The sequence below is a fragment of the Bartonella sp. AP88HLJMH genome (genome assembly GCF_042195605.1).
Lineage (GTDB): Bacteria > Pseudomonadota > Alphaproteobacteria > Rhizobiales > Rhizobiaceae > Bartonella.
The window spans coordinates 1-26,015 of sequence record NZ_JBHIOR010000003.1 but is presented as its reverse complement, the minus strand read 5'-3'; the positions used below and the strand labels follow the sequence as shown (position 1 = coordinate 26,015).

At 38.5% G+C, this 26,015-nt stretch carries 17 protein-coding genes and 2 pseudogenes; 10 read left to right on the top strand and 9 right to left on the bottom strand.

Features of this window, described 5'->3' with window-relative positions; genetic code table 11:
* Nucleotides 1–2: 2 nt before the first annotated feature.
* Entirely contained in the window at nucleotides 3–671 is a 669-nt protein-coding gene (locus ACFIMA_RS02155; RefSeq protein ID WP_375677816.1) for a YdcF family protein, read from the top strand.
* 1,336 nt (nucleotides 672–2,007) lie between these two features.
* Here the strand turns inward: ACFIMA_RS02155 and ACFIMA_RS02150 are convergent.
* Complete coding sequence (locus ACFIMA_RS02150) at nucleotides 2,008–6,966, bottom strand: DEAD/DEAH box helicase (RefSeq protein ID WP_375693051.1); 4,959 nt, start codon at nucleotides 6,964–6,966, stop codon at nucleotides 2,008–2,010.
* A gap of 729 nt (nucleotides 6,967–7,695) precedes the next feature.
* Between ACFIMA_RS02150 and ACFIMA_RS02145 the strand changes: the two are divergent.
* A pseudogene (locus ACFIMA_RS02145) lies at nucleotides 7,696–7,880 on the top strand (integrase); the annotation flags it as partial.
* 1,188 nt (nucleotides 7,881–9,068) lie between these two features.
* Here the strand turns inward: ACFIMA_RS02145 and ACFIMA_RS02140 are convergent.
* The 7 genes and pseudogenes from ACFIMA_RS02140 to ACFIMA_RS02110 form a co-directional block, all read right to left on the bottom strand.
* On the bottom strand, nucleotides 9,069–11,057 hold the full coding sequence (locus ACFIMA_RS02140) for a MacB family efflux pump subunit (RefSeq protein ID WP_375632079.1): 1,989 nt from the start codon (nucleotides 11,055–11,057) through the stop codon (nucleotides 9,069–9,071).
* Nucleotides 11,058–11,060: 3 nt separating this feature from the next.
* Nucleotides 11,061–12,287, bottom strand: a complete 1,227-nt coding sequence (locus ACFIMA_RS02135; protein ID WP_375678124.1) for an efflux RND transporter periplasmic adaptor subunit — start codon at nucleotides 12,285–12,287, stop codon at nucleotides 11,061–11,063.
* The gene (locus ACFIMA_RS02130) at nucleotides 12,284–13,765 is read right to left on the bottom strand and encodes an efflux transporter outer membrane subunit (protein WP_375613163.1); all 1,482 of its coding nucleotides are present in this window, start codon (nucleotides 13,763–13,765) and stop codon (nucleotides 12,284–12,286) included. The genes ACFIMA_RS02135 and ACFIMA_RS02130 overlap by 4 nt, the downstream gene beginning before the upstream one ends.
* Before the next feature lie 61 nt (nucleotides 13,766–13,826).
* Nucleotides 13,827–14,642: an exodeoxyribonuclease III gene (locus ACFIMA_RS02125; protein ID WP_375611707.1), complete on the bottom strand. Its 816-nt coding sequence runs from the start codon at nucleotides 14,640–14,642 to the stop codon at nucleotides 13,827–13,829.
* Nucleotides 14,643–14,675: 33 nt separating this feature from the next.
* On the bottom strand, nucleotides 14,676–15,284 hold the full coding sequence (locus tag ACFIMA_RS02120) for an outer membrane lipoprotein carrier protein LolA (protein ID WP_375652470.1): 609 nt from the start codon (nucleotides 15,282–15,284) through the stop codon (nucleotides 14,676–14,678).
* 121 nt (nucleotides 15,285–15,405) lie between these two features.
* Nucleotides 15,406–15,662, bottom strand: a pseudogene (locus ACFIMA_RS02115) (DNA translocase FtsK); the annotation flags it as partial.
* Nucleotides 15,663–16,385: 723 nt separating this feature from the next.
* Nucleotides 16,386–18,827, bottom strand: coding sequence for a DNA translocase FtsK 4TM domain-containing protein (locus tag ACFIMA_RS02110; RefSeq protein ID WP_375649746.1), 2,442 nt, complete (start codon nucleotides 18,825–18,827; stop codon nucleotides 16,386–16,388).
* Nucleotides 18,828–19,558: 731 nt separating this feature from the next.
* Between ACFIMA_RS02110 and ACFIMA_RS02105 the strand changes: the two genes are divergently transcribed.
* Nucleotides 19,559–20,836: a ubiquinone biosynthesis hydroxylase gene (locus ACFIMA_RS02105; RefSeq protein WP_375613161.1), complete on the top strand. Its 1,278-nt coding sequence runs from the start codon at nucleotides 19,559–19,561 to the stop codon at nucleotides 20,834–20,836.
* Between the two features lie 1,581 nt (nucleotides 20,837–22,417).
* Here the strand turns inward: ACFIMA_RS02105 and ACFIMA_RS02100 are convergent.
* Nucleotides 22,418–22,705 (bottom strand): H-NS family nucleoid-associated regulatory protein, encoded by a 288-nt coding sequence (locus ACFIMA_RS02100; protein WP_015857007.1) that lies wholly within the window; start codon nucleotides 22,703–22,705, stop codon nucleotides 22,418–22,420.
* A 128-nt stretch (nucleotides 22,706–22,833) separates the two neighbouring features.
* On the opposite strand from ACFIMA_RS02100, the gene ACFIMA_RS02095 reads away from it, so the two are divergent.
* The 7 genes from ACFIMA_RS02095 to ACFIMA_RS02065 all read left to right on the top strand — a co-directional run.
* Nucleotides 22,834–23,448: a hypothetical protein gene (locus tag ACFIMA_RS02095; RefSeq protein ID WP_375693050.1), complete on the top strand. Its 615-nt coding sequence runs from the start codon at nucleotides 22,834–22,836 to the stop codon at nucleotides 23,446–23,448.
* Entirely contained in the window at nucleotides 23,448–24,077 is a 630-nt protein-coding gene (locus ACFIMA_RS02090) for a TrwN protein (protein WP_375613159.1), read from the top strand. The genes ACFIMA_RS02095 and ACFIMA_RS02090 overlap by 1 nt, the downstream gene beginning before the upstream one ends.
* A 117-nt stretch (nucleotides 24,078–24,194) precedes the next feature.
* On the top strand, nucleotides 24,195–24,494 hold the full coding sequence (korA, locus tag ACFIMA_RS02085; RefSeq protein WP_015857010.1) for a KorA family transcriptional regulator: 300 nt from the start codon (nucleotides 24,195–24,197) through the stop codon (nucleotides 24,492–24,494).
* A complete protein-coding gene (gene trwL, locus ACFIMA_RS02080; protein WP_375693728.1) occupies nucleotides 24,457–24,777 on the top strand; it encodes a VirB2 family type IV secretion system major pilin TrwL in 321 nt (106 codons plus the stop codon). Before korA ends, trwL (ACFIMA_RS02080) begins: the two co-directional genes overlap by 38 nt.
* A gap of 134 nt (nucleotides 24,778–24,911) precedes the next feature.
* Entirely contained in the window at nucleotides 24,912–25,229 is a 318-nt protein-coding gene (gene trwL, locus ACFIMA_RS02075) for a VirB2 family type IV secretion system major pilin TrwL (RefSeq protein WP_375613156.1), read from the top strand.
* Between the two features lie 145 nt (nucleotides 25,230–25,374).
* Complete coding sequence (gene trwL / locus ACFIMA_RS02070; RefSeq protein WP_375613155.1) at nucleotides 25,375–25,689, top strand: VirB2 family type IV secretion system major pilin TrwL; 315 nt, start codon at nucleotides 25,375–25,377, stop codon at nucleotides 25,687–25,689.
* Nucleotides 25,690–25,798: 109 nt separating this feature from the next.
* A partial coding sequence (locus tag ACFIMA_RS02065) for a TrbC/VirB2 family protein (RefSeq protein WP_375613154.1) occupies nucleotides 25,799–26,015 on the top strand: 217 nt, incomplete at its 3' end.

Below are 26,015 nucleotides of genomic sequence, written 5' to 3'. Positions count from 1 at the left end.
TTATGACTTACAATACTTTCAACTCATTGACGCAAAACAATTTAGAACGTCCTCTTCCAAAACGGACCCACTATAATAATTGGTCTCCCTGCTTTTTATTTCGCTATTTTCCACCGACAACCCTTACTCTTTCAATCATTGTTTTAATTTTCTGGGGCGGTTTTATTATTTTTTCTGAAAAAACTGAACGACTTTCTCCCCCAACACCTCTCCCCAAAGCGGATGCCATTATCGTGCTTACAGGCGGAGAAAACCGAATAGAGACAGGACTTAATCTCTTACAAAGGGGGTTTGGTTCACGTCTCCTCATCAGTGGCGTAAACACCACAACCAATCTGAAAAGTCTCATGCACAACATGCATATTACCCCACGGCTTATCTCCTGTTGTATTGACATCGGGCATCAAGCGATTAACACCAGAGGAAATGCTAAAGAAAGCGCCGATTGGATCAAAAAACACCACTATAAAACCCTTTATATCGTCACCCATGATTACCATGTGTGGCGCTCAATGCGAGAACTTAAATATTTAATGCCTGATATCCATTTCATTGCCTATCCTGTTAAAAAGAACAATGCTGAAAGCGCAATACAACAGATCAATCAAATCCGCATTCTTATATTCCAATATATTAAAACGCTCCAAGTCTATATCAGAACCGCATTCTAATCTTTATCCTTCTGACTTTTTAAAAACCTTGCCACCCACGAACCGCTTCATACCTTTCTTTCATACCCTTCCACACGAGTTGCCTCTATAAAAACTCGACAGAGCTTACCCTCATACAACGCAGAACATCCCAATGCACGTGTCACTGTATTTGCACGTTCACCCAAAACATCTCTTACATCCCAAACATATCTCACAGCGCGGATCTGTACATGCCATCCCAATATATAAGCTCTTGTAAATAGAGCCCCCAGACAGCCATAAGATCTCCAGACTTGTCATAAAAATCTATTTACACCACTGTCTTACCCTTCATAAAAAATGCAAACCGCCCCACCCTATATTTTACCACCCCCCAAGTATTACGATAGCTCTTAAACCTCTTGGGATAATTGGTAAGAGGCATGCATTACGCCTTTCTTAAACACGAACATACCAACCTCATATGACATGCAAAGAAGTAATTTTAATAGATTTAAAATAAGAAAATTTATAATACTTAGATTTCTCATTTAACAGAGAGAACATTAAACTATCATTATAAGTCAATATATTAGTAACAATCTCTTATTCTAAAAAGCATCTTCATAAGAGCATTTTAGATCACAGATAGGAATAAGCTCAAAACGCACACCGCGACAAATACCCTACATTTTTTATCGCAATCTTTTTTGAAATCATTTCGCTCTCTAAGATCACTTTTTGTCTGGTTTCCTCTCCCAAAAAGAACGAAAATTTTTAAACTCTATTGATCTGTAAACAATAATAACTCAGCTTCTTGTCTAACGCGTTCCACCTGCTCACTTCAATATCAGAACATCTCAAAAGACAGATTTCATGAGAATTGTCATTTCCTCTCAACATCTCAAAAGGCGACGATTCTTATTAGCAACGATTTGTAAACAATCCACTTTCTCTGGACAGGTTCCACTCAGCTTCTCCATTTATATGGTTTACTCACATAAAGCTCGATAAGAAAACCCTGCCTGAGAATATTCATCACTGCCGCTAAAGCTCATGCGTCATAATTTTAGCGACCTCACTGCCTAAGGTGCTTTATCACATACAATATATTGATTTATAATGAAATTTATTACGCTTCAACTTGAATGAGAGCTCTCAATATCATCAGATTCTCTCATTTCAAATCTGTTCTCTATTGAATCAATCAAAACCATTTTCTTGCACATCACAAAGGAAGAGAGCCTGCGCAGCGTAAAACTGTACAAGAAAGACATGCCTCTTATGGACGTGTCTCAAGTGCCAAGGGCTGTCGCAATACCCACGAGCTGACAAGGTGTGTGATAGTGCCAGTTTGTTACGACACAGCGCTATTTTACCGCACAATGGATAATTTAACCTTTTCAGTTTCTCTCACTTCCAATTTTGGCAGGTTGCGCACAATTTTCATTGTTTCCAAGCTTACAGTAATAACCCGCTGAAACAATTCCAATGGATAAGCTGGATTACCCACCGTTTCAACAGCATAGCGATTGGCATCATTCACAATCCCACTCGCTTTATCCGTTTTGACAACCTGCCGCTCCATAACCCATTCAAGAGCAGGCCTGCCATTGATCACATACTCATAAGCTTCAAGAGGAATATTCTGCATCGTGATATTCGCATTATAAATCACTGTGCTTTTATCAATAGCACCACGCTTACCAGCAAATTTCATCGCTTCAACACGATAGAAACTCTTCTCATCAGAAATCACCCAAGTTCTTGGATCTCCCTGTTTATAGGTAACGGGATAGGGTTCAATCTCTTCATAATTCATATGCAAATCACCAAGCTTGCGCCCCGCTGTAACAAAAGCCCAAAAATCCTCTACCTTTTTAACTGTTGGAATACGCGGCAATTGTTTAGATAAATTATGCGCATAACGAGCACGATAATCTTCAGAATGCAAAATCCCGTAAACATAATAAAACAAATCATCCTTTGTTATCATTTCACCAGGATAAGCTGCCTTAAAATAAGCCAACCCTTCATCCGTAAGAGCATCACGCCGCTCTAAACCAGTTTCTTTACTTTCCTCTGCAAAATTTGCAAACAAATGAACCTGATCCCCCTCCTTATTTTTCAAGGACACAGCATCTTCATAAACATACCGTGGAAAACATTGATTTTTCTCCATTGCATCCAAACTGGGTAAATTCTTAGTCATCAGAACAGAAAAACCACTCCTTGCTCCTCTGCCTGTAACTTGTATTACCTTATTTTCAACCGCTTTTTCTAATGGAAATATACGCGGCATTTGTAAAACTCTATGGTTAAAAATACGATTATAATAGAGCCATTGCTGTGTAAAAGGACGATAAAGACTTTGAACTAAGCAATTACTTTCAAATTCAGAAAACTTTCCTCTTACCAATTCCTCTTTAAGACTACTGCTCCAACTGATTTTTTGGGTATCTGTATCAACAAAATCGTTCACAGCATTCGCACGCGCCTTGCGATCAGCGTGTATGTAGGCATTATTAAAACGCTCTACTTCACTGTTATAAAAAGTAATCATATTGCTCATATTTTTTGCTAAAGCTTTACGACTAAAATTATATGTCCACGCATCACGACTAGTTTGTATCCCACCAGAAAAATTTTCAAAGAGCTTTTTATCACTGCCTTTCTTATCACCTAAGGCCAGAAATTTTTTAAAATCACTGTTGCGCTGATTCAGCCAATCGCCATATTCATCTGGCGTAATCATCTGCCAGCCGTGTTCACGCTTGATACCACCAACACTACCCAACCGCTGAAGTTGAGATAATTTCTCCTTTGTCGTGAGATTATCACCAATGTCATAATAGTAAATTTCACACTGCTCAGTGACATTTGGATTTTTGATAAACACTGTCACAGCAATGCCTGTCATGCTTCCACTTCCGAAAACATTTTGTCCTTCTTGAGCAAGCCCTTTGCTCAACATATTTTTGCGAATATCACCACGTAAATTGAGAACATAAATGCTCGAAAATTCCTCATTCAAATTTTTTCTGAGACCATCCATTGCTAATTTTTCAACATAACCCGAACCAGTCACAAAACCAATAACACCACAGTCTTTTATGCGATCACTTGCCCAACGAATGGCACGAATATAACTGTCATAAAGTCCATTAACATTGCTTGCTTTAGATTGAGCGGCATAGGTTTCACGAATGCGACGATCCAATTTAGGATAGCCAATATTCTGCGCATTGTCGTTTTCACTTTTTTGTCCAGAAGAATAAGGGGGGTTGCCAACAATAACACGAATATCCAGTTCCTTCTGGTGCGCCCGACGTGTACTGTTATCCACCAGCAAATCACTGATCAGGTCTTTTTCTTGCTCATAAAGCTGGAATGTATCGGTTAAACAAATTCCCTCAAACGGAACATAATCGCCCCCCATCAGACCATGATAGGTCGTCTCAATATTAATGGCTGCAATATAATAGGCTAAAAGCACGATTTCATTGGCATGAATTTCACGACAAAATTTGTGTTTCACTTCTTCTGGCTTTATCAGGCCCGATTGTAAAAGCCGCGTGATAAAAGTACCCGTTCCAGTAAAAGGATCCATGATGTGCACACCCGGTGAGCCAAGCGTTTGCCCAAATTCTTGCTCTAAGACATCATTGACAGAGTGCAAAATAAAATCCACAACCTCGACGGGGGTATAAACAATGCCTAGTTTTTCTACAGTGCGTGGAAAAGCATAACGAAAAAACTTATCATAAAGCTCTACAATCAACCTCTGTTTTGCTTTTGGATCCGTAATGCCACTGGCTCGTAATTTTACACTTGCGTAAAATTTTTCCAGATCTTTGGATTCCTTATCAAGATTTGCCTCATCAAGCACATCAAGCATACGCTGCATAGCACGCGAGACAGGATTCTCACGTGTGAACTGATAGCCTTCAAACAACACCTGAAAGACAGGACGCGTGATAATATGCTGTGCCAACATCTCAATCGCATCAGCTTCTGTAACAGCATCATTTAAGTCATCACGCAGTTCTGCCACAAACCTGTCAAAGGCTTGACGCGCCTCAGTATTTGGCTCTGCCAGAATGCCTGTTAAGCGCGTGATATGATTCTTAGCAATTTCAGCAATATTGCTCGCCCAATCCTCCCAATAATCACGTGTCCCACATTTCTTAACGATCTTTGCCAAAATCGCACGAGAAAGTTCATCTACGCAGAAAGAAAACTCCTCGTTTACCTGCTCTGTAAGAAAGCAATCATGCTCCAGACTTCCAATTCCCGCTCGTGCAGGCTGTGAGCGAACCGGAAGATTGTCTACAACAGCCGTAACAGCCTGTAACTCAGTGCTCTGCGTGACACCAATAATCTCAATCACATTGCTGATATCTTGCCCGAGGGATGCCTTATTAATCGTCGCATCAAAACGATCATCATGCGCACGCAAAGCATTTAAAATTTGCCAGATAACCCGATATTTATCATTGTTGTTCAAAGCCTGTTCCACTGGAGTATCAGGAGGAATACCAATTGGCAAAATGACATATCCCATCTTTTTACCTTCAGAGCGACGCATCACCCGCCCAACCGCTTGCACAACATCAATCTGGCTTTTGCGTGGATTTAAAAACATGATCGCATCAAGAGCCGGAACATCCACCCCCTCAGACAAACACCGAGCATTGGTCAAAATACGACAAACATCATCCCCACTATCAGCTTTCAACCAGTCAAGTAATGCACCACGATCCTTCGCATTGAAAGTGCCATCAACATGCTCAATTTCACACTTCAGAAAATGCTCATTTTCTGTATCCTCTTTTGTATAATCAAGATATTCTCTAACAACCGCAGAAAACTCATCACGCACAAGTTCAGAACTTTTAATAGTTTTACAAAACGCTAAAGCACGATGCATAGGATATAAATCCGTACCAACATCAGCCTTCATATTTTGTTTTGTCAAAGCCTTATAACAGCCAATAATCTTTGTTGCATCATCAAGAATAAGCTCAGAATCGCTATCACTAAGGCGCTTCTGAACAGCGGAACTGACCAATTTTTCGTCCATTGCTAAGACAATAACCTTATAATCTGTTAAAAGATCATTTTGTACTGCCCATGAAAAACCCCGATAAAAAAGTGTTTTACCAAAAAGCTTTTCATCATCCATAGAAGCAAGAACAGCATTAACTTCATTCGCGCGACTTTTTGCGTTATCACCAAAAATACGTGGTGTCGCTGTCATATAAAGGCGTTTCTTGGCACGAATAACATCATTGGAATGCACCTTAACAAAATTGGATTCATCCTCGCCCACCAGCGTTGCCCCTGTTGTACGGTGCGCTTCATCACAAATGATAAGATCAAATGTTGGCAAACCATAGTTTTTCTGAGCATCAGCAATCACCTGAATAGATTGATAGGTTGCAAACACCACGGTCATCTTATCTGCAACACTCTTCGCCACCTGTTCTGCAAGTTTAGCAGCATCGGTTGTCGCCGGAAAAGCAAGATCAAACACATCAATTTCAGCAACATCATCACTATTTTTACGACGCTTTCCCACTTGTGTATCGGAACAAACAGCAAAAGATCTCAATCCGATTCCTGCATCTGTTGTCCATTCACGAACCGTCTGTGACATCAGTGCCAAGGAAGGAACAAGAAACAAAACAAACTTGCCTTCACCCGCCAAATCCTCAGCAATTTTAAGACTGGTAAATGTCTTACCAGTACCACAAGCCATAATAAGCTTCCCCCGATCTGCTTGAGCAAGCCCAGAACGCACATCACGCAATGCTTCCAATTGATGTGGACGCAACTTCTTTTTATCCTCCAAAACAACTTTGCCCTGGGCTGCAAAAGTTTCCCAACGGATCGGACTTTGTTGTATATCGGAAAGATTAATCCGTATAACAGGAATATCCTGCCCCCGTATCATTGTTTCAGCGTTATCACTCCAAGTACTTTCAGTACTATCTATAATAACACGCCGCTTGAATGGAGCTTTCCCTGATGCCGAAATAAAACTATCAATATCTGCTTTTCTAATCCGATAGGCTGCATCATAAAATTTACATTGGATTGCTGCAAATCCCTCTTCATCACGAAGCTTTGCCACAAGATCAATACCGGTATCCCGACCATCCCAAGCATTTTCACGAGCCCAATCTTTAAAGGTTTGAACCTTCTCATAACACCCAGACTGAAGAGGATCATGTATCAGATAAGCAAGAGCAAAACGCTCAAAATATGTACCTTTATCTCGTTCGGTACGCGCTTCATCACGATATGTCTGTAAAAGCGATTGCAGCGTCATGCTTCTCCCCAATGAAAAATACCTTCAACTATCGAATCTAAACCAATTCGTCAATGCCTCTTGTTCTACCCAAAAAACTTAAAAAAGCTTAAAATTGCTTGATTTTAAGACATTTCTTCTATGCTTAATTAAATCAACAAGAGAGAATCTTTTGATCTTTTTGAGTATCCCCCAAATCATATGATGCATTTATTGATGTCTATATCCCTATGGAAATAAACGGTAAGGCGTGATGATTTTGAAAATATTTTTTGCCTTTTGTTAAGAATACACAATAAAGTGCGCAATAATTTTAGGATTTAGCTTAAGAATGAGAGGAGGAAATGGATAAGACACCTGCGAACACACAAGATACCAAGGAAGAAACTCCACACACAAAACAGCGCATTTTACGAACGATCATGCATATAATTTCACTATAAATACGCAAAATATTAGTTGTGATATTCAAAATATTGATTTTTGAATATTTTTTTGTCTTTTGTTCTTTCGTAGATTAATTATTCGCTTCTTATACTTTATAGCGGGTGGTTTTAGAATTCTTTTTTATATGTACAATATATTGATTTATAATGATAATATAGCGTCATTCATATTAAATTAGAACTCTGAATAACGTAAGATTTTCTCATTTCAAATCTGTTTATCTTGAATCAATCAAAACCACCCGCTTGCACATCACAAGCGGGATGAGTGTGTGGAGAAAAACTGTACAAGAAATGACTAAAAATGGCTCTTATGAACCGTCTTAATGCAAGGTCTATCAGCAACACCCACGAGCTGGCAAATATAATGATGGTGCCGGCTTATTACTTCATAAGCGTAAAGATGGAGGTGCCCAATAGATTTACCATGAACAGCGTCGCAAAATAGGCTTGGATACCTTGAGAAATGTTTCTTTAAAACAAGAGTGTTAATGTGCAACACAATGGCGCTCCGTATCGAACTTGTAGCAGGAGGAAGAATACCATACCAACTAGACATACCATTGCTCATCACTAGCGGCCATTATGTTCTTTAGCAGCATAATTGCAGCTTGGTATTACGATGTTCTCTTACTTCATCTCACATCTGCTGAATATGAGCTTATTCTTTTTCAATAAATGAAAGCCCCTTTCATTCATACATCATTCAAAATAAGAAGCTATCCGCCTCTCAAACTTTTTGTCTTCCTCACCAAACTCATGAAATCAAACCCGCATCTCACGGTATTAGTTCTTAAGATCACGCCCCCTACCGAGTATCTGACGGCATCCTTACCCTAGAAACTCAAATGGCTTGTTTATCCTTCAGCTCAAAAATCATGAGATAAGGCAGAAAAAAGCGATGCCTTAAACAAAATATTCTAAAGAAAGCTAAGTTACTCGCATAAAGGAACAGAAAATGGCTGTGTCTTAGGTCACATTTTAAAACTTGAGCACGATCATAATTTATTTGCATAAACCTAAACACCTATAATTTGCACCACCTTCTGCAAAACTAAAAGTGAGAAATCCTCATAACCTCTTTTCCGAAAATCTTAAAAAGACTAAACGAAACCTCTTAAACTGCTCAACTATCTCGATACCAGTTCATTTTTTTGGAAGAACGGAGGTTTAAGCTGTTTTTGGCATCAACCTTCTTTTTTGTTCTTTTGTTTGTTAGCAGATATACTATTCACTTCCCCCGCCTCTTTTTAGGTTAAATCTTAAGAATCGTCGCGCAGTATATTTTATTTGTCCTCCTCTTCACATCTCAGAAGACGAGAATTTTTAACAAAATTCAGTCTGCAAGCAATCTCATTCTAACGGGTTCTATTTAATTTCTCCTTAATAGGATTTACTTCCATAAGACTCGACAAGAAAGATTTAAAATATTCATCATGCATTCTCAAAACATTTAATGCCTCAAGAAGGCTTATATGCCTTATATGCCTACCATATCTCACATGATGGGGTGCCCTATAAAACGTTCACCTCTAGTGGTACACTCCATTAATGAACAAAGCGTTTTCTAAAATAGAGCAGCAAATAATGCTAAACTTTTTCCATTCATGTTTCGCTTCATAAATGCTTCATCCAAGTGGAAAGCATCACGAACAAACATGCCCCAATTGATAAAGCTTAATCGCGTGAAAGAGCGACAACAGGGTCAAGCCGTGAAGCTTGCCGCGCTGGAGAAAAGCCAAAACATATTCCTATGAGGGTTGAAAAAGTAAGAGACATAATGATCGATTCAATAGTATAAACCAAATGAATAGGTGCCTTAAACAGAAGAAACAAGCCACCGATAGAAAGTCCAAGCAAGATCCCCAAACCACCACCAATCACACAAACCAAAATCGCTTCAATGAGAAATTGCTGTAAAATATCACTTTGCCGTGCACCAACTGCCATACGCACGCCGATTTCATTGATCCGCTCAGAAACTGTGACCAACATAATATTCATCACCCCTATACCCCCCACAACCAGGGAAATAGCTGCAATTGAAGAAATTAAAAGTGTTAAAATATTTGTACTCTCCATAACACGTTCACGGAAAAATTCAGAATTTCTAATGAAAAAATCCTCCCCGCCATGCCGCATAATGAGAAAACGTTTTATCATGGTCTCCGCTAAATATGAATCAATATCATCAGCAATCCTAACAATAATTGCACGAACTTCTGTTGTACCAAGAAAACGCGTCTGCACTGTTGTATAGGGTAAATAAAGCTGTAAAGTATTTGATGTATCTCCACTTGCATTATTTTGCGAATCAACAACACCAATAATACGCGCAGGAACATTACCCACATTCACCACCTTTCCAAGGGGGCTTTCATGGCTATGGGGGAAAAGAACAGACAATGCTTCTTTCTCGATCACGAGATCAACCGCCCGATCATGGACACTTTTTTGATCAAAAAACTGTCCTTTGAAAACTTTGAGCCCCTGTGTCTGAAAAAATTGTTCTCCCACCCCCGCAATAATGGCATTGACTTCAACTGCACCAAAACGCACTTTCGAGCTTGCTGAAATCTGTGGTGTCACACCAGAAACATAAGGTAATCCAGACAAGGCTTCTGCATCAGCTTCAACCAAACTGGTTATTTTTTCTGCTTGTGGATCAGAAAAACTTTTACCAGGAAAAATGGTTAATGTATTAGTACCCAAACTTTTAAAATTTTCCAGAATTTTCTCTCGTGTACCATTCCCTAAAGCCACCATAGCAATAATCGCCCCAATACCGATAATCACCCCAAGCATTGTTAGAAAAGTCCGCATGCGATGTGCATTCATTGCCAACAGAGCCATCACAAACGCCTCACGGAATCGCTCAACAAAAGAACGAAAAAAGCCCAGTTTTTGTTGGCCTTTTAGATTTTGTTGTTCCTGAAAAGATTTTCCACCAACTTTTGTTTTTGCAACCCTTGACCGTTTATCAGCAATAATTTCCCCATCACTGATTTCGATAATACGCTCTGCTCTTTCAGCCACCTGCATATCATGGGTTACAATGATAATGGTACGCCCCTCTTGATGAAGTTCATCCAAAATATGCAATACTTCTTGCCCACTCTTTTTGTCCAATGCACCAGTTGGTTCATCTGCAAGAATGACCTCCGCATTATTCATGAGCGCCCGAGCAATAGAAACACGTTGTTGCTGACCACCGGAAAGCTGATTTGGACGATGATTTATCCGATCACCCATGCCCAAACGCGTTAAAAGATCCTGTGCCCGCTTTTTCCTTGCTTCCACGGCACATCCCGCATAAATAGCCGGAATTTCAACATTACCAAGAGCTGTCAATTCATTCAACAAATGGTAACGCTGAAAAATAAAACCAAAATGATTACGTCGCAAAGCCGACAATTCATCCGCAGAAAGGGAAGCTGTTTCTTTACCAGAGATCCAATAACGACCAGAAGTTGGACGATCAAGACAGCCTAAAATATTCATCAAGGTCGATTTACCTGAACCGGAAGCACCTACAATTGCCACCATTTCACCACGTTTAATGGTAAGATTGATGTTTTTCAAAACGGTAACAAACGCTTCGCCCGCAGGAAATTTGCGCACAATATTTTCCAAGACGAAGACAGCATCTGCTTGATTTGTGCTCATGCTTTAACTCTCGTCTTCGCTATGCATGTGAGAAGACTCTGGCATCACTCCATCAGACGAACTGGTGACGACGACATCACCCTCGTTAAGTCCTGAAATAATCTCTGCCATAACCTTATTATTCAACCCAACGCTCACCTGTTTAGTAACCACCTTATTTTCCCCCACCAAAACAGAAACCCATGCTTTACGCTCTCTTGTCTCATCGCGTAAAGCATCACTTGGAACCAACAAGACATTCTGCGCGTGCCCTAAGATAATATGAACTTGAGCAGTCATATAGGTTCGCAAAAAATTGTCCGCATTATCAACATGTAGAATTCCATTGTAATAGATAGCCGATGATATTAAAGCACTAGAACCACTCACCATACCAGGATTAATACTCACATCAGCACGAATTGCTTCAGGAGCCGGCTCTACTTTTTCTAAAACGCCTTCATAACGACGCTGTGAATTACCTAGAACTGTAAAATAAAGTGGTTGTCCAGCTCGGACTTTAAGAACATCTGCTTCTGAGATTTGCGCCTTGATCGTCATCTTTGATAAATCACCCAAAATAACAATCGTTGGCGCCGACTGAACCGCATTCACATTCTGCCCTTCTTCCACAACTGTTGCCAAAACCGTTCCCGCTGAAGGGGCAGTGATGCGTGTATAACCTAAATTAACCTCTGCACTCTCCACATCAATTTGTGCTTGCACAATCTGCTGACGAAGTTGTTCAATTTGCGCCTCGCGTATTTTCACCTGTGTCGTAGCCTCATCGAGGTTCGCACGTGAAACCGCACGTGTTTCAATCATTTTTTTCTGACGCTCTAAATTTTTCTGTGCAAGAGAAAGATAGGCTTCTTGTTCTACCAAACTCGCATAATAATGCGATAATGCTGCTTTTTTTCTTTTTAAATCATTTTCCTGATCTGTAGGATCAATTTCTGCCAAGAGATCGCCTTCTTTCACAACACTCCCAGGGGAAACATGCATTGACACCACACGCCCTGTTGCTCGCGCACCAACAGCCACCAACCGGTAAGGACGTACAAGACCAGAAGCTAAAACACTTTCCTCAATATCCCCACGTTTCACCACCGCTGTTATATAAGTTGGAGCAGATGTTCCAAAAAAAACAGAACGTAACCATAACAACAAGAGAATGAGAAATATAGCAGTTAAAAAGAAGGAAAGTTTTTTGTGTTTTGTAATGAAATTTTTGAGTAAGTTTTTTTTCATTTCCCTACCTTTGCACGCGAACGAGGTGCATTATCAACGACTTCTGGACGCGATACATCAACAACGCCATCCCAGCCCCCCCCCAATGCTTTCATCAACGTGATATATTGCGTAACCAAAGAAACACGGCTATCTTTAAGCGCCATTTGTGCAGAATAATAAGAGCGATCAGCATTTAACAATTCAAGAAAACTGGTATTTCCATTCTCAAAAAGGTTCCGTGAAAGTTTTAAGGAATGAAGAGAAGCTTTATTCGCAACGATTAGCTTTTCTAAGCGTTGATGCTCCTTCGTTAATCTTACAAGCGCATTTTCTACATCTTCTAAAGCTTCCAACACAGCAGCTCGATAAGTAATAAAAGCTTGATCACGCTGCGCGCGCGCTACCGCAATAGAAGCCTCGACCTGACCTCCATTAAAAAGAGGAAAACGAAGACCAGGTCCAAAAGACCAGCCAATCGTTGAATTTTTCCATAATTGATCAATTGCCGTTGCTGCTGTCGAAATATTGCCTGTTAAAGTAAGTGATGGATAACGATCTGCTTCACGTTGACCAATCCGTGCTGTCGCTTGCGCATATTGACGCTCTGCCCGTCGTAAATCTGGACGTGTTAACAAAATATCGGCTGGAATTCCTGCTGGTATCGGCCAGCGTGGTTGTGGAATCTTTGCATGCTTAGCATTTTTTTGTAAAAGATCCTTCAATGCCGTAGGCACACGACCAGTTAAGACAGAAAGGCGATGAACGCTCATTGCTAAATTCGCTTCCATCTGTGATATATCTGCTTCTGTATTTGCCATTTGTGCTTGCGCATTTGAAACATCAAGCTCAGAAACATCACCAGCTGTTAATCTAGCGCGCATCAGTTCATAAGTTTTACGTTGTGATACAGCAATTTGCCGCACAATAAACAACTTTTGTTGCCAACCACGCATTTGCACATAATTTGTTGCCACATCTCCTAGTAATGTCACCATGGTAGCGCGCATATCTTCCACAGCCGCATCAAGGCCATAACGCGCCGCTTCAACCGCACGTTTATGCCCACCAAAAAAATCAAGCTCCCAGCTTGCATCAAAACCACTACTATACTGGTTGAACAATGCATCAGACTGTCCAGAACGACTACGGGTTCCTGAAATTGAATTGGACACATTTGGCAAAAGAGTTCCCACAACCTGTCCTAAACCCGCACGCGCCTCACGTACCCGAGCTTTGGCAACAGCAACATTATTATTTCCAGAAATCGCGTAATCCATTAACGCATCTAGAACAGGATCATTCAAATGCCGCCACCATCCGGCAAGCGCAACGGGCTGCCCAGCAGTCTGTGCAGATTTTTCTCCCCAAACTGCTGGAACACGAAAAGATGTTTTCTGGTAATTAGGACCAACCATACATCCTGACAAAAGCAAACACAACAAGACACTAAAAAATAATCCACGAGAAGCGCCCCATTTGAGATTTCTGATATACATCCAGTCTCCCGCATTCTTTCAGAATCATTATTTAATATTAATACTTTATTTACCTCTTATTTCAAACTTGACGTGAAAAATCAAATACAGTTTGCACAGGAATATGATCTGAAGGACGTTCCCATCCGCGCGCATCACGAAAAATCGAAAGATCTACAACAAAAGGGGCTAAATCTTGAGAAGACCAAACATGGTCAAGCCGCCGCCCATAATCGGTAAATGCCCAATCGCGAGCACGATAACTCCACCATGTGTAAAGCTTGGTAGGAACAGGAATATGCAACCGCATCAGATCAACCCATCCACCTTGACAACACAAATCCTGTAAACGCTCGGTTTCAATGGGAGTATGGCTTACAACCTTCAACAATTGCTGATGAGACCAAACATCCTCTGCCAAAGGAGCAATATTTAAATCTCCCACCAAAAGAGAAGAAAGACCATCGCCTTGATCCGCACGAATGGAGGACATTTCTTCTAAAAAATCAAGCTTATGACGAAACTTTTCATTCACATCAGCATCAGGGATATCTCCCCCAGCAGGAACATAAAAATTATGAATCCGCAAGCTTCTCCCATGGGCTTCCACAATAACTGAGATATAACGGCAATCTTGGTTTTGGCAAAAAAAACGCTTTTCTACCTTTTTAAAAGGCAAACGAGAAACAATAGCCACCCCGTTATAAGATTTTTGTCCACTCAATGCGATATGCTTATAACCCGCTGCTTCAAAAGCCTCCACTGGAAATAAAGCATCTGGACATTTTGTTTCCTGTAGACACAAAACATCTGCGGAAAAGAGTTCCAAATACTGAAAAACCTGTGCAAGACGCAAACGAATAGAATTAATATTCCAAGTCGCAATACGAAAGAACATTTGTTTTAATCCCAATGACGTAACACTCTTTCTTCATTTCTTCGAAGGAAGCGTGAACATCCCATTAGCGAACCGGACGTCTGTCCGCACATTCATAATCTGCACAGTAGTTTCCAAATTTTGTTGGTCAACAATTGTCCACTGTCGCAAAGCAGAGCCTTTAGAATCAAAAACCATCCTTATTTGCCCTGCCCCAATCGTTTTATCACGCAGAACAATCGTTACAGCCCCTGGATCTTCGCGAAATGCGAACAAGCGCCCAGAAGATACATCAATTTTATCATCCAACAAAAACTTCATTGGCGTTTGCGAAAGTTGTGAAAAGTTCCAAGTATTCAAAGCCCGATTGTTAATACCCACAAATTGGCCATCTGAAATAATCTGTAAAGGCATTTTTTTGTAAATGAAACGAATTTTCCCTGGGCGCTCTAAATAAAATGTCCCCTGAGACATTTTTCCCTTTGGACTAAACTGAATAAAATCACCTGTCATTGTTTTGATTGCCGCAAAGTGATTCACAACATTTTGCGCCTTTATCACTTTATTAGATGCTTGCGAAAAAACAGGAAAAGTTAAACACCAAAAGATAATAATTCCCACCAACCCAAAGATTCTTCTTTGCGGTAAAAAAGACGTTTTCATAAAAAATGCTCCCAAGCAATACTTAATTGACTTTATAATTCATAACTTAAGTGATCAACGACGAATAAATACCCTTCTTTATAAGATAAAGATATTGTTTGAAAAAAATATCAAAAGATTTTTAAAAGTATTCTTCTTCGACAGTCTCCAAAATTTTTCGCTTACCCATATCATTAGCTGGACTAATGATGCCTTCTTCTTCTATCCTTTCGATCAATGTGGCGGCACAGTTATAACCAATGCCTAAACGACATTGAATATAAGAAGTTGAAGCCTTACGATCACGAAGCATAATAGCAACAGCTTGACAATAGGAATCATCTGCTAAAGAAACATCCCTCTATTTCTTGCGATCTCTTTCGGTATCGTTTCCAAATAACCAGTCTGCGTTTATGTTTCCGAAATCATCAAATTTTCCTGCTTATCTGCTGATTTTCTAAACGCATAATATATTCTTTCCCACCCCTAATCTATGAAGCAACATAAATTATAGTCAATACATAATGGATTAAGGACTAAACATATTACTCGCGAACATGAAAGCTCTTTTAAGTATCAAAAATGCTTTTTTGACTTCCTTCCCACCCAAAAGAATAAAAATCTTCATCCGAACCACTCTGTAAACAGTTTGGAGTTTAGCAAATTTCACTTAGCTTCCCACCCCATATAATTCATTTATATTAAGACTCGACAGATCAGCCTTGCCCTAAATATTTAGAGCGCACTTAAAAAGACACTTAAATACCAAACCTTACATGCTTTTACCCCCCTCTACACTCGCAATGACATTATTTTATACCAAGATATTGATTTATAATAATTTATCTTTTTAACTTAAATCATAACGCCAAAGACAATAAGATTCTCTCATCACATACTCTCTCATATTGAATCAATTCAAATCATTTGCTTGCACGTTACAAGCAAGGTTGGTGTATGGATAAAAGTTATATAAGATAAAGAATCCCCTTATAAGGAGTCTCAAGTACCAAGGAGCTATCGCAAATTGAGAGCTGGTATATGAAAATGCAGAATTTCTACGATACAATAGGATAAACACTTGTTTTACAAGGTATTATAAAAAACAACTATAAAGATTTTTCAAAAGCGCTCTTCTTCAGCAGGCACTAAAATTTCTCGTTTCCCTGCGTGATTTGCTGGACTAATAATACCTTCTTCTTCCATCCTCTCAATCAATGTCGCAGCGCGGTTATAACCAATGCCTAAACGGCGTTGAATATAAGAGGTCGAAGCCTTACGATCACGAAGCACAATAGCAACAGCTTGACTATAGGGATCATCTTCTGAAGGAGAAGACAAAGAAACATCAGCACCATCCTCTTCAACTTCTTGCGTAATTGTTTCTAAATAATCCGGTCGTGCTTGCGCTTTGAGATGCGCAACAACCTGCTCCACTTCATCATCCGCAACAAAAGGCCCATGCACACGCTGAATACGTCCTCCTCCCATCATAAAGAGCATATCTCCTTGTCCCAATAATTGCTCGGCCCCCTGTTCGCCTAAAATTGTTCGGCTATCAATTTTTGAACTCACAGAAAAAGAAATACGTGTAGGAAAATTGGCTTTGATCGTCCCAGTAATAACATCGACAGAAGGACGCTGTGTCGCCATAATTACATGGATACCGGCAGCACGTGCCATTTGTGCTAAACGTTGAACCGCTCCTTCAATATCTTTACCAGCAACCATCATCAAATCAGCCATTTCATCAATAATGACAACAATATAGGGCATAGGACTAAAATCAAGTGTTTCCGTTTCATAAAGAGGCTCACCAGTCTCGCGATCAAATCCAACTTGAATTGTCCGCACCATTGTCTCTCCCTGACTTGCAGCTTCCCTAAGACGTGCATTAAACCCATCAATATTACGAACACCTAGTTTTGACATTTTACTATAGCGTTCTTCCATTTCACGAACAGCCCACTTTAAAGCAATCACGGCTTTTTTAGGATCTGTCACCACGGGTGTTAATAAATGGGGAATGCCATCATAAACCGAAAGCTCAAGCATTTTCGGGTCCACCATAATGAGACGACATTGTTCAGGTGTCATACGATAAAGCAATGATAAAATCATTGTATTGATAGCAACAGACTTTCCCGATCCTGTTGTACCAGCAACCAAAAGATGGGGCATTTTTGCTAAATCTGCAACAACAGCTTCCCCCCCGATTGTCTTACCCAAAGCAAGTCCTAGCTTGGCTTTGCTGTCAATAAATTCTTGCGCCTGCAACATTTCTCGTAAATAAACCATCTCACGCTTTGCATTGGGCAATTCTATTCCAATAACATTACGTCCTGGAACCACCGCAACACGCGCCGAAATCGCACGCATCGAGCGTGCAATATCATCTGCCAAACCAATGATACGGGAAGACTTAATGCCTGCAGCCGGTTCAAATTCATACAAAGTTACCACCGGTCCAGGACAAGCATCTATAATTTTTCCTTTGACCCCAAAATCTAACAAAACCCCTTCAAGCTCCTGAGAATTTGCTCTTAAAACAGCAGGAGAAAGTTTTGCATCCTTAACAGACGGTGGTGGAACCGAAAGATAATCTACAAGAGGAAGAACAAAACCACCCTTTGAAGAAGCTGTTAAAGACTTTCGATTTTTAACAGGAGAAACATAGGCTTTATTTTGATTTTCCTCACACTTTACTTTTTCACCTAAAAAAGTTGGCTCAATCCGATCAAATGGCTTTCCTTGCCCTTTACTCTGAAAACGCCTTTTGAAACAGAATAAACGAAAAAAACGCGCTTGTAAAAAATAAAAAAGATGCAAAAGAGCGCCACAAGTTGTCGCAAAAAAACCATGATTTTCACGATCCTCCTCTGCGGCATATTCCGTATCTTCTTCCAACTCAAAGACTGGATTAACGATTTCGTCTTTTGGAATGCTTTTTTCTTTTCTTTTCTTTGTTCGACGCCGCCATATCACATTACCAGCAAAAGCAGCGGTGAAAAAACCTAAAAGAATAAAAACAACACTGAAAAACACCGTGTAAGGAGGAGAAAGAAAAAGAGGAAAGACTGAAGAAGCAACACTTAAAACTTTATCTCCTAAAACCCCTCCCAATCCCATTGGCAATGGCCAATAAGTAAAAGAAGCAACAGGTGACATAAGGGCAAAAGCAATTAAAAAACAAATCGTTGATAGCACCCATAAAAAAAAGCGCAAAGTCAAATTGTAGATATTCTTTTGCGCCAACAAGAGAAAAGACCAAAATAACGGTGGCAACAAAACAGAAAGACTTGCCAAGCCAAAAAACTGCATAATAAAATCTGAAAAAATTGCCCCCATCCACCCCATAAGGTTTGTAACCTCATTTGTACTTGCATGGGTTAAAGATGGATCCGCAACATTCCACGTCGCCAAAGCAAACACACAAAAAATAATAAAGCCCAAAAGCCCGAGCCCAATAAATACTCCTATCTGACGTAAAAACATCTCAATAAGACGCGAACCTTGAGAATTTCGCACTTCTAATGAATCATAAGGAGAAGAACTTCGGTGCATCTATCAATTCCAAATACAAAACTTTCATATTTTAAAGAGTTATAACTCCCTCTCTCTCTAAAAAAAGCATGAAGCTTAAACTCTGTGCCGATTTGTAAACAAATAGCCTGTAAACAATCCGACTTCTTATCTAGCGCGTTCTACCTTCTAACCACTTCATATCATTCATATACCACCACCCTAAGAGACAATCCTTCATAAGGCGCACAAAAAGCTCTCCCTGAATATTTATCAAACGATCAACCAAAAAACACCTCATGTGTAAAGTGTTACATGGGTGCTATAGGCACCTTCCTAAACAAATAATATTTTTTACGCTACACCATGATAACGGCAAAATATGAATACTGTTTTAACCATCACGAATGACCACAATTTTTATCTATCATACTAACGAAATGGCCCCTTTCAGGACAAGCATACTGAAGCAACTCACACAACTAAAAAAATACACAACCATCTTTGTTTATTTTTAGTTTTCTTTTTTATCAACCAAGTGTAAAAAGAATTGAAGAAGATATTTAAAAAAGCTTATCCGATAAATCTGTAAGATGAATCACATAAATGATTAAGCAGAAAAACTCTGAAAAACCAATCTGTCATCAGATTGGCGCTAAAAAGAAACCTCGTTTTTGTAAAGCAGAGAGAAAAGTAAAGGTTAAGATATTTTAGCAATGTAAAAAGATATTCTTTTTAAAAGAAAGCAAACTATAAACAATGGAAGAAGTATTGTGTGTTCTAATCGCAATAAAAATGTACAACCCAATAAAAAAATTAAATCTCATAAAACTAAACAATGTGATCTGCTCATTGCAGGGGGGGCAGCTGTCGGTTTAACCCTAGCGATAGCACTCAAGCAAACAGCCCCTAATCTGAAAATAAAAATCGTTGATGCTGCTCCACAAGGAGATCCCGCTGCTTCTAACATACGAACCATTGCCCTTGCTGCTGCTTCTATTCGTATGTTAAAACAATTACAATGTTGGGAATCTATAAAACTCTATGCGCAACCCATTCATTCAATGATCATCACAGATACAAGCACAAATGATCCTGTCAAACCCACTCTTTTAACCTTTGAAGGCGACATTAATCCCGGCGAGCCCTTTGCTGCTATGGTAGAGCATAGAGAACTCATCAACACTTTAAAAAAACGTGTCAAAGGTCTCAATATCCCTGTTATTACAAACACCCGTGTCATTGATTTTCATCAAGAAGATCAACATACAACCGTCACTTTAAATAATGAAGAGGTTTGGCAAACAAAATTGCTTATTGCAGCTGACGGAGCCCATTCGAAATTACGCCAAAAAGCTGGTCTGAAAAATTTTTCTCATCCCTATAAACAAACAGCAATCATCTGCACAGTTGAACATGAAAAACCCCATAATGGTCAAGCAATTCAACATTTTTTACCTGCCGGTCCTTTTGCTCTTCTCCCTCTCAAAGGCAACCGATCCGCCATTGTGTGGAATGAAGATCATAAAACTGCGCAATATTATCTCAAAGCTGATACACTTATTTTTGAAACAGAACTCGAAAGACGCATTGGCCATCGATTAGGCAAACTCTCTTGGGATGGCGAACGTCAAGCTTTTCCTTTGAGTCTTTCTTTAACACGTCAATGCGTTAAACCACGTTTTGCTCTCGTTGGCGATGCCGCCCATACCATCCACCCCATTGCAGGACAAGGACTCAATTTAGGATTACGCGATAGCGCTGCGCTGGCTGAAGTGATTATTGAAACAGCACGACTAGGTCTTGACATTGGCTCCCTCACGGCTTTAGAGCGCTATCAAAGCTGGAGACGTTTTGAAATTGTCCGTATGGCTTTAAGCAATGATTGGCTTAATAAACTCTTTTCTAATGATAGCCTTCTTTTACGGATGCTCCGCGATACCGGCCTTGGAATCATTAATCAAGCACCAAAAATAAAAAAATACTTCATTCAAGAAGCTGCCGGACTCTCTCCAAATGCCCCACGTCTTCTACGCGGCTTCCCACTTTAAGCAAAAATTCATACTATTTCACTTTTTTTACAACCTTTGCCTTCCTCCTTCAAAGAACAAAAAATTCCTATCTCATCCAATCTGTTTACAAACCGGATTCCTGTCGAGTAATTTTTTCTTGACTTCCTCCTCCCATATTTCACTTAACATTAAACTCGACAAGCAAGCTACATTCTAAGAATATTCACCATACACTGAAAAAACGTTTAATATCTCAGAGAGGTTGTTGCTTTATATCACCACACCTTAAAAGAAGCCATTTCACGGCATAATAAAATAAACAAGACTTTTTAGCACACAACACTTTTATTTATAATAATAAGTTCATTGTTCTCATATTGAGTGAGAAATCTAAAGATCATAAAATACCCTTATTTCAAATCTCTCTCATGTTGAAGCAATCAAAATCATTCGCTTGCACATCACAAGCGAAAGTGTCGTATAAATAAAACAATTAAACAAAGCGACAAAAGCCTCCCTCTCTCAAGAACTAAGGACTTTAGCAATATTGGAGGCGAGTAAAGTGTATAAGGACGCCGGCTTATACTTTTTATTGAAGTAAAAATGGTGGTGTACAATGAATTTTATATGATCATAGGGGCTTTTACGTTATACTATTCATGAGAAGCGCCATAAAATAAGCTTAGTTGCATTGAAAAATTTTCTTTTAAAAAAGCGCGTAAATTGGAAACATAAATGTATTCCGTTTGGGGCATTCTGCTTCTCAGACAAACTCTTTAACTTATTGTGGAATACCACACGACTTTAGAAAAAATATTCCAATATATAACAAAGTATTCCGTACTCTATACCATCACACACAATTGTAAACCTGCATACCCCCCTATTTCACACCATAAAAGAAGATAAACCGCAATAGAAATGATCCAATCCTTTTATTTTCAAATACACTCTTTATTCATTATTCATAAACGCTCATAAATGAATTTTAATCACAAACGCTCATAAATATGTCATAAATTCTATAAAACCCATAACAGCCATAGAAATTTTCCATTTTTCTACACACTCACTCATCTCAACTAAACGAACGATAAATAAAGTAAATGCCTCATATATAATCTTACAGAAAAAAGACCAAACAAAATCTATAACATCAGGCTTGTTCTACAGAAAAGTATTTCAAAAATATAAGTATGCTAATTTATTAACATATTAATTGATAAAATTATCATTTTACATATTGAGTTAAAATCCCTATGCAATAAATTATTCTCATTTCGACCATTTTTGTAAATAAACAATAAAACTATTTATTTACATAGACTAAAAAGAGCAACGTTAATGAAACGATAAAAAGAAGTAAAATATCCCCCCTCTCTCACATGCCAAAAGCAATTACAATATTCCAATCTGGCATCATCATTATGCTTGCCAGATTATGACAACAAGACCTTTTGCATTTAAATAAATTGTTCACGCTCCCTATCATTGTATTTGGTAACTCAATACTTTAATATATTCGTTCAGTATATTTATACAATTAAATTACCCAAAAGAGCATACTTCTTGCATTTACATTCCTTGGTATTCCCTTATCTTGTAAAGATCGCACACGTGTTACGTTACTTCGAGTTCATCAAGTGTATACCCATTCTCCAACCACTCTTTAATCCACTTAGGTCTACGTCCACGCCCATTCCATAATTCCCATTGGTTATTGGGATTTCTATAATGGCGCTCTTTACTCACAAGATCAGCGATATCAATTCCATGGGCATTAGCAATTTCAAGAATTTTTCGTCGCGCATTTTGCTTTTCCTTTGCTTGCCGTTTTTTTAATTCCACATCGATTTGTGTACGCATCTCTTGTAGTTCATCAAAATTCATATTTTTGAGATCATTCACCTTAATTACTCCCCATGCAAAAAAGAATCTTTTCTTGCCATATTTTAAACACAATTATAGACAATTTCTGTCTATTTATTATCGAAATTAAAATTACGATACATATATCACTTTGACGGAGATGTGCTTTGGACCACAAAGAGCTGTTTATTGGTATATCAATTACCACCACTGCATCTTTTTTCAGTTCAATTGCTGGAACTACTAAATGCAGTGCTCAAACACCATCACACCTCTCTGACTCTCATGAATCAGTAGTCAAAAGTAAATATAAATCGTCACTCTATAAATTATGGCAATACGCAACAAAGAACAAGCCCTCTCTGTATAATGATAGTGTAGTTCATTATAACAGTAAAACCTCCCCTTACACACAACGGCTTTTTACTTCGTATAAATTTTTTTTGAAAAGATTTTTGCAACTAGAGGATTATATAAAACAAGCAGCTTCAATACAGTATCAAAGATTATTATTTTTTAAAAGCAGCGCCTTTCTTCGTGATTCGAATAATATTGGTTGGCGCAATGTGCTCTATTTTATTCCACACTTTTATCTTGTTGGTTGGATATTCGCATATATTAGAAATATTCTTAGAAGAAAACAAAGCAATAATCACAAGGAATATTCTAAGCTAAACAATCTCATTCTGCAAATTTATAAAATCAAAAGACAACGAGAAAAAGCACAACACAGAATTAGCATTTGTATTAATAAAATTCTTCGTAATAAGGTGTATTGCTAATGATTGTTCCAGATTTCACATTTTTTGCTGCTGCATACATATCCAATACGCCCCCCATAGCATTTTCAGTTATCGCCAAACAAGAAGCGCGGGACAATGTCTATGTAACAGATGATAAAGATAACTTCTTCTATCAATCATCTCAGCTTAAGGAAACAATCGCAACAGCTGAACAGAGTGAACATAATTTTAACATAATTTTAGGGCAAATTGGTGTTGGAAATGTGAAATTGTTTTCTCTTTTTGATGCATTTGATTTTTGCAGAAATCTTACAGCTGCACAAAGCGCTTTAACTTACTGCTATGAACAAACAACATCAAAGTGCGTCTTTGAAAAAGCGACTTTGCAGTCTGTGCTGAATTTTTACAATACAGAAAACTCAAGCCACACCCGTATGCAAAAAGTTACTTCATATATTGGAGTAAAAGCTGCTGTACGAGGAAATGAAGACTTGCAGGAGCCTGTAAAGCTTAAAAAAGAAGAACCAGAACAGACAACTAAAGTAGATTCTCTTTCTCTCTCTTCAAAAGGAGAAGAAGATGCATTTACACATAAAGAAAGTAGCGCCAGAGATGCTTTTTCAGCTGAAGATTTTTCTTCATCGAGAAGATCACTGAGTGATGACTGATATTTTCACGAAAACCTAGAATTTTGATAGGATATTATAATGAAAGGTAGATAAGAAAATGTTAAAGCTCTAATTAGTAAGATTGAACAAAATCTCTTCTAATTGAGGGCAAAGATAATGAAAATGATAGAACAAAACAGCGTTGATATAGCATTTAGTCAAAAAGCAGCACGTGAGATTACAGTCGTGATGCTTTCAGAAAGAGAATGGTATTTCACATTTATTTCTGATGATCCAATTACCGGAAAGCCAAATAAATATACATTACTTACACAAAGAGGAAAACTAAGAACTTGGGCTGATCCAAAATATCTCTTTAAGTTTCTTCATGAAAGAGGGGTCATTTGTGGGAGTTTTAATCTTAATCAGGATAAAGAACATGAAACAATTAAATATTCTTCACACAACAGCTCGTAATAAAATTGCTGCGTTTTCTGCAGCTTTAACTGTATTTTTTATGACCAATCCTGTATCCGCCCAAACAGCGGGTTTAGCTCCTGCAAAAAAAGCTTTAGAGGGACTCCAAACAGATTTAAAAACGATTATCCCCATTGCTGCTGCCGTGATACTTTTGTGCTTAGCAATTGGTTATGCAGGGCGCTACATCGGAAAAGACACATTTGTACGGTGGGCAATCGGTGTTGTTATCGCTGGTTCAGCAGCTGAACTTGCCAATTTATTATTTAAATCCAACGGATAAATCTATTTAAACATAAAATGTTTCTTTCATGAAATAAGAAACTTAGATTTCTGTATTTTTATTTAGCACAATAAAAACTATATCGAAAAAAGAGTTTATTTATACTAACTGTAATCTAAATTGGAATAAGCAATATGAAACAATTAAAAACTCTTCAAACAATAATTTGGAATAAAACTACTAAAGCCTCTGCAGCTTTAACTGTATTTTTTATGGCCAATCCTGTGTTAGCCCAAGCAGTAGTTTTAACTCCTGCAGACAACGCTTTAAAAGCGCTCCAAAAAGACTTGAAAGATATTATCCCCATTGCTGCTGCCGTTATACTTTTGTGCTTAGCAATTGGTTATGCAGGGCGCTATATCGGAAAAGATACATTTGTACGGTGGGCAATTGGTGTCGTTATCGCTGGTTCAGCAGCTGAGCTTGCTAATTTGTTATTTAAAAACACCTGATAAATCCTATTAAACACGAAGTATTTCTTTCATGAAAAAAGAATTTTAGACTTTAATACTTTTATTCCACATTAATTCAATGAAATTATCCCTATTTCATGGAAAAACTACTTGCGCCAAATACAATTTGATAAGGTTGAACAATATGAAACAATCAAAAATTCTTCAAACAATAATTTGGAATAAAGCTACTAAAGCCTCTGCAGCTTTAACTGTATTTTTTATGAGCAATTCTGCGTATGCTCAAGCAAAATTAACAAATGCAAAAACTGCTTTAGAGGGACTCCAAACAGACTTAAAAACGATTATCCCCATTGCTGCTGCCGTGATACTTTTGTGCTTAGCAATTGGTTATGCAGGGCGCTACATCGAAAAAGATACATTCGTACGGTGGGCAATTGGTGTCGTTATCGCTGGTTCAGCAGCTGAACTTGCCGGTTTATTATTTAAAACTGCATAAATTTTCATGAAAGAAAATTTAGATTTCAGTATTTTCATTGTATTCAATAAAAAACATATTGAAGAAAAGAGATTACTCATACCAATGTGATATAAATTGAGATAAAAATATGAAACAATTAAATATCCTTCAAAGAATAATTCATAATAAAACTATTAAAAACTTTGCAGTTTCAGCTGTATTTTTTATCGCTAATCCTGTGTTAGCCCAAGCAGTAGTTTTAGAGCCTGCAAACAAAGCTTTAACTGCACTCCAAACAGACTTAAAAACGATTATCCCCATTGCTGCTGCCGTGATACTTTTGTGCTTAGCAATTGGTTATGCAG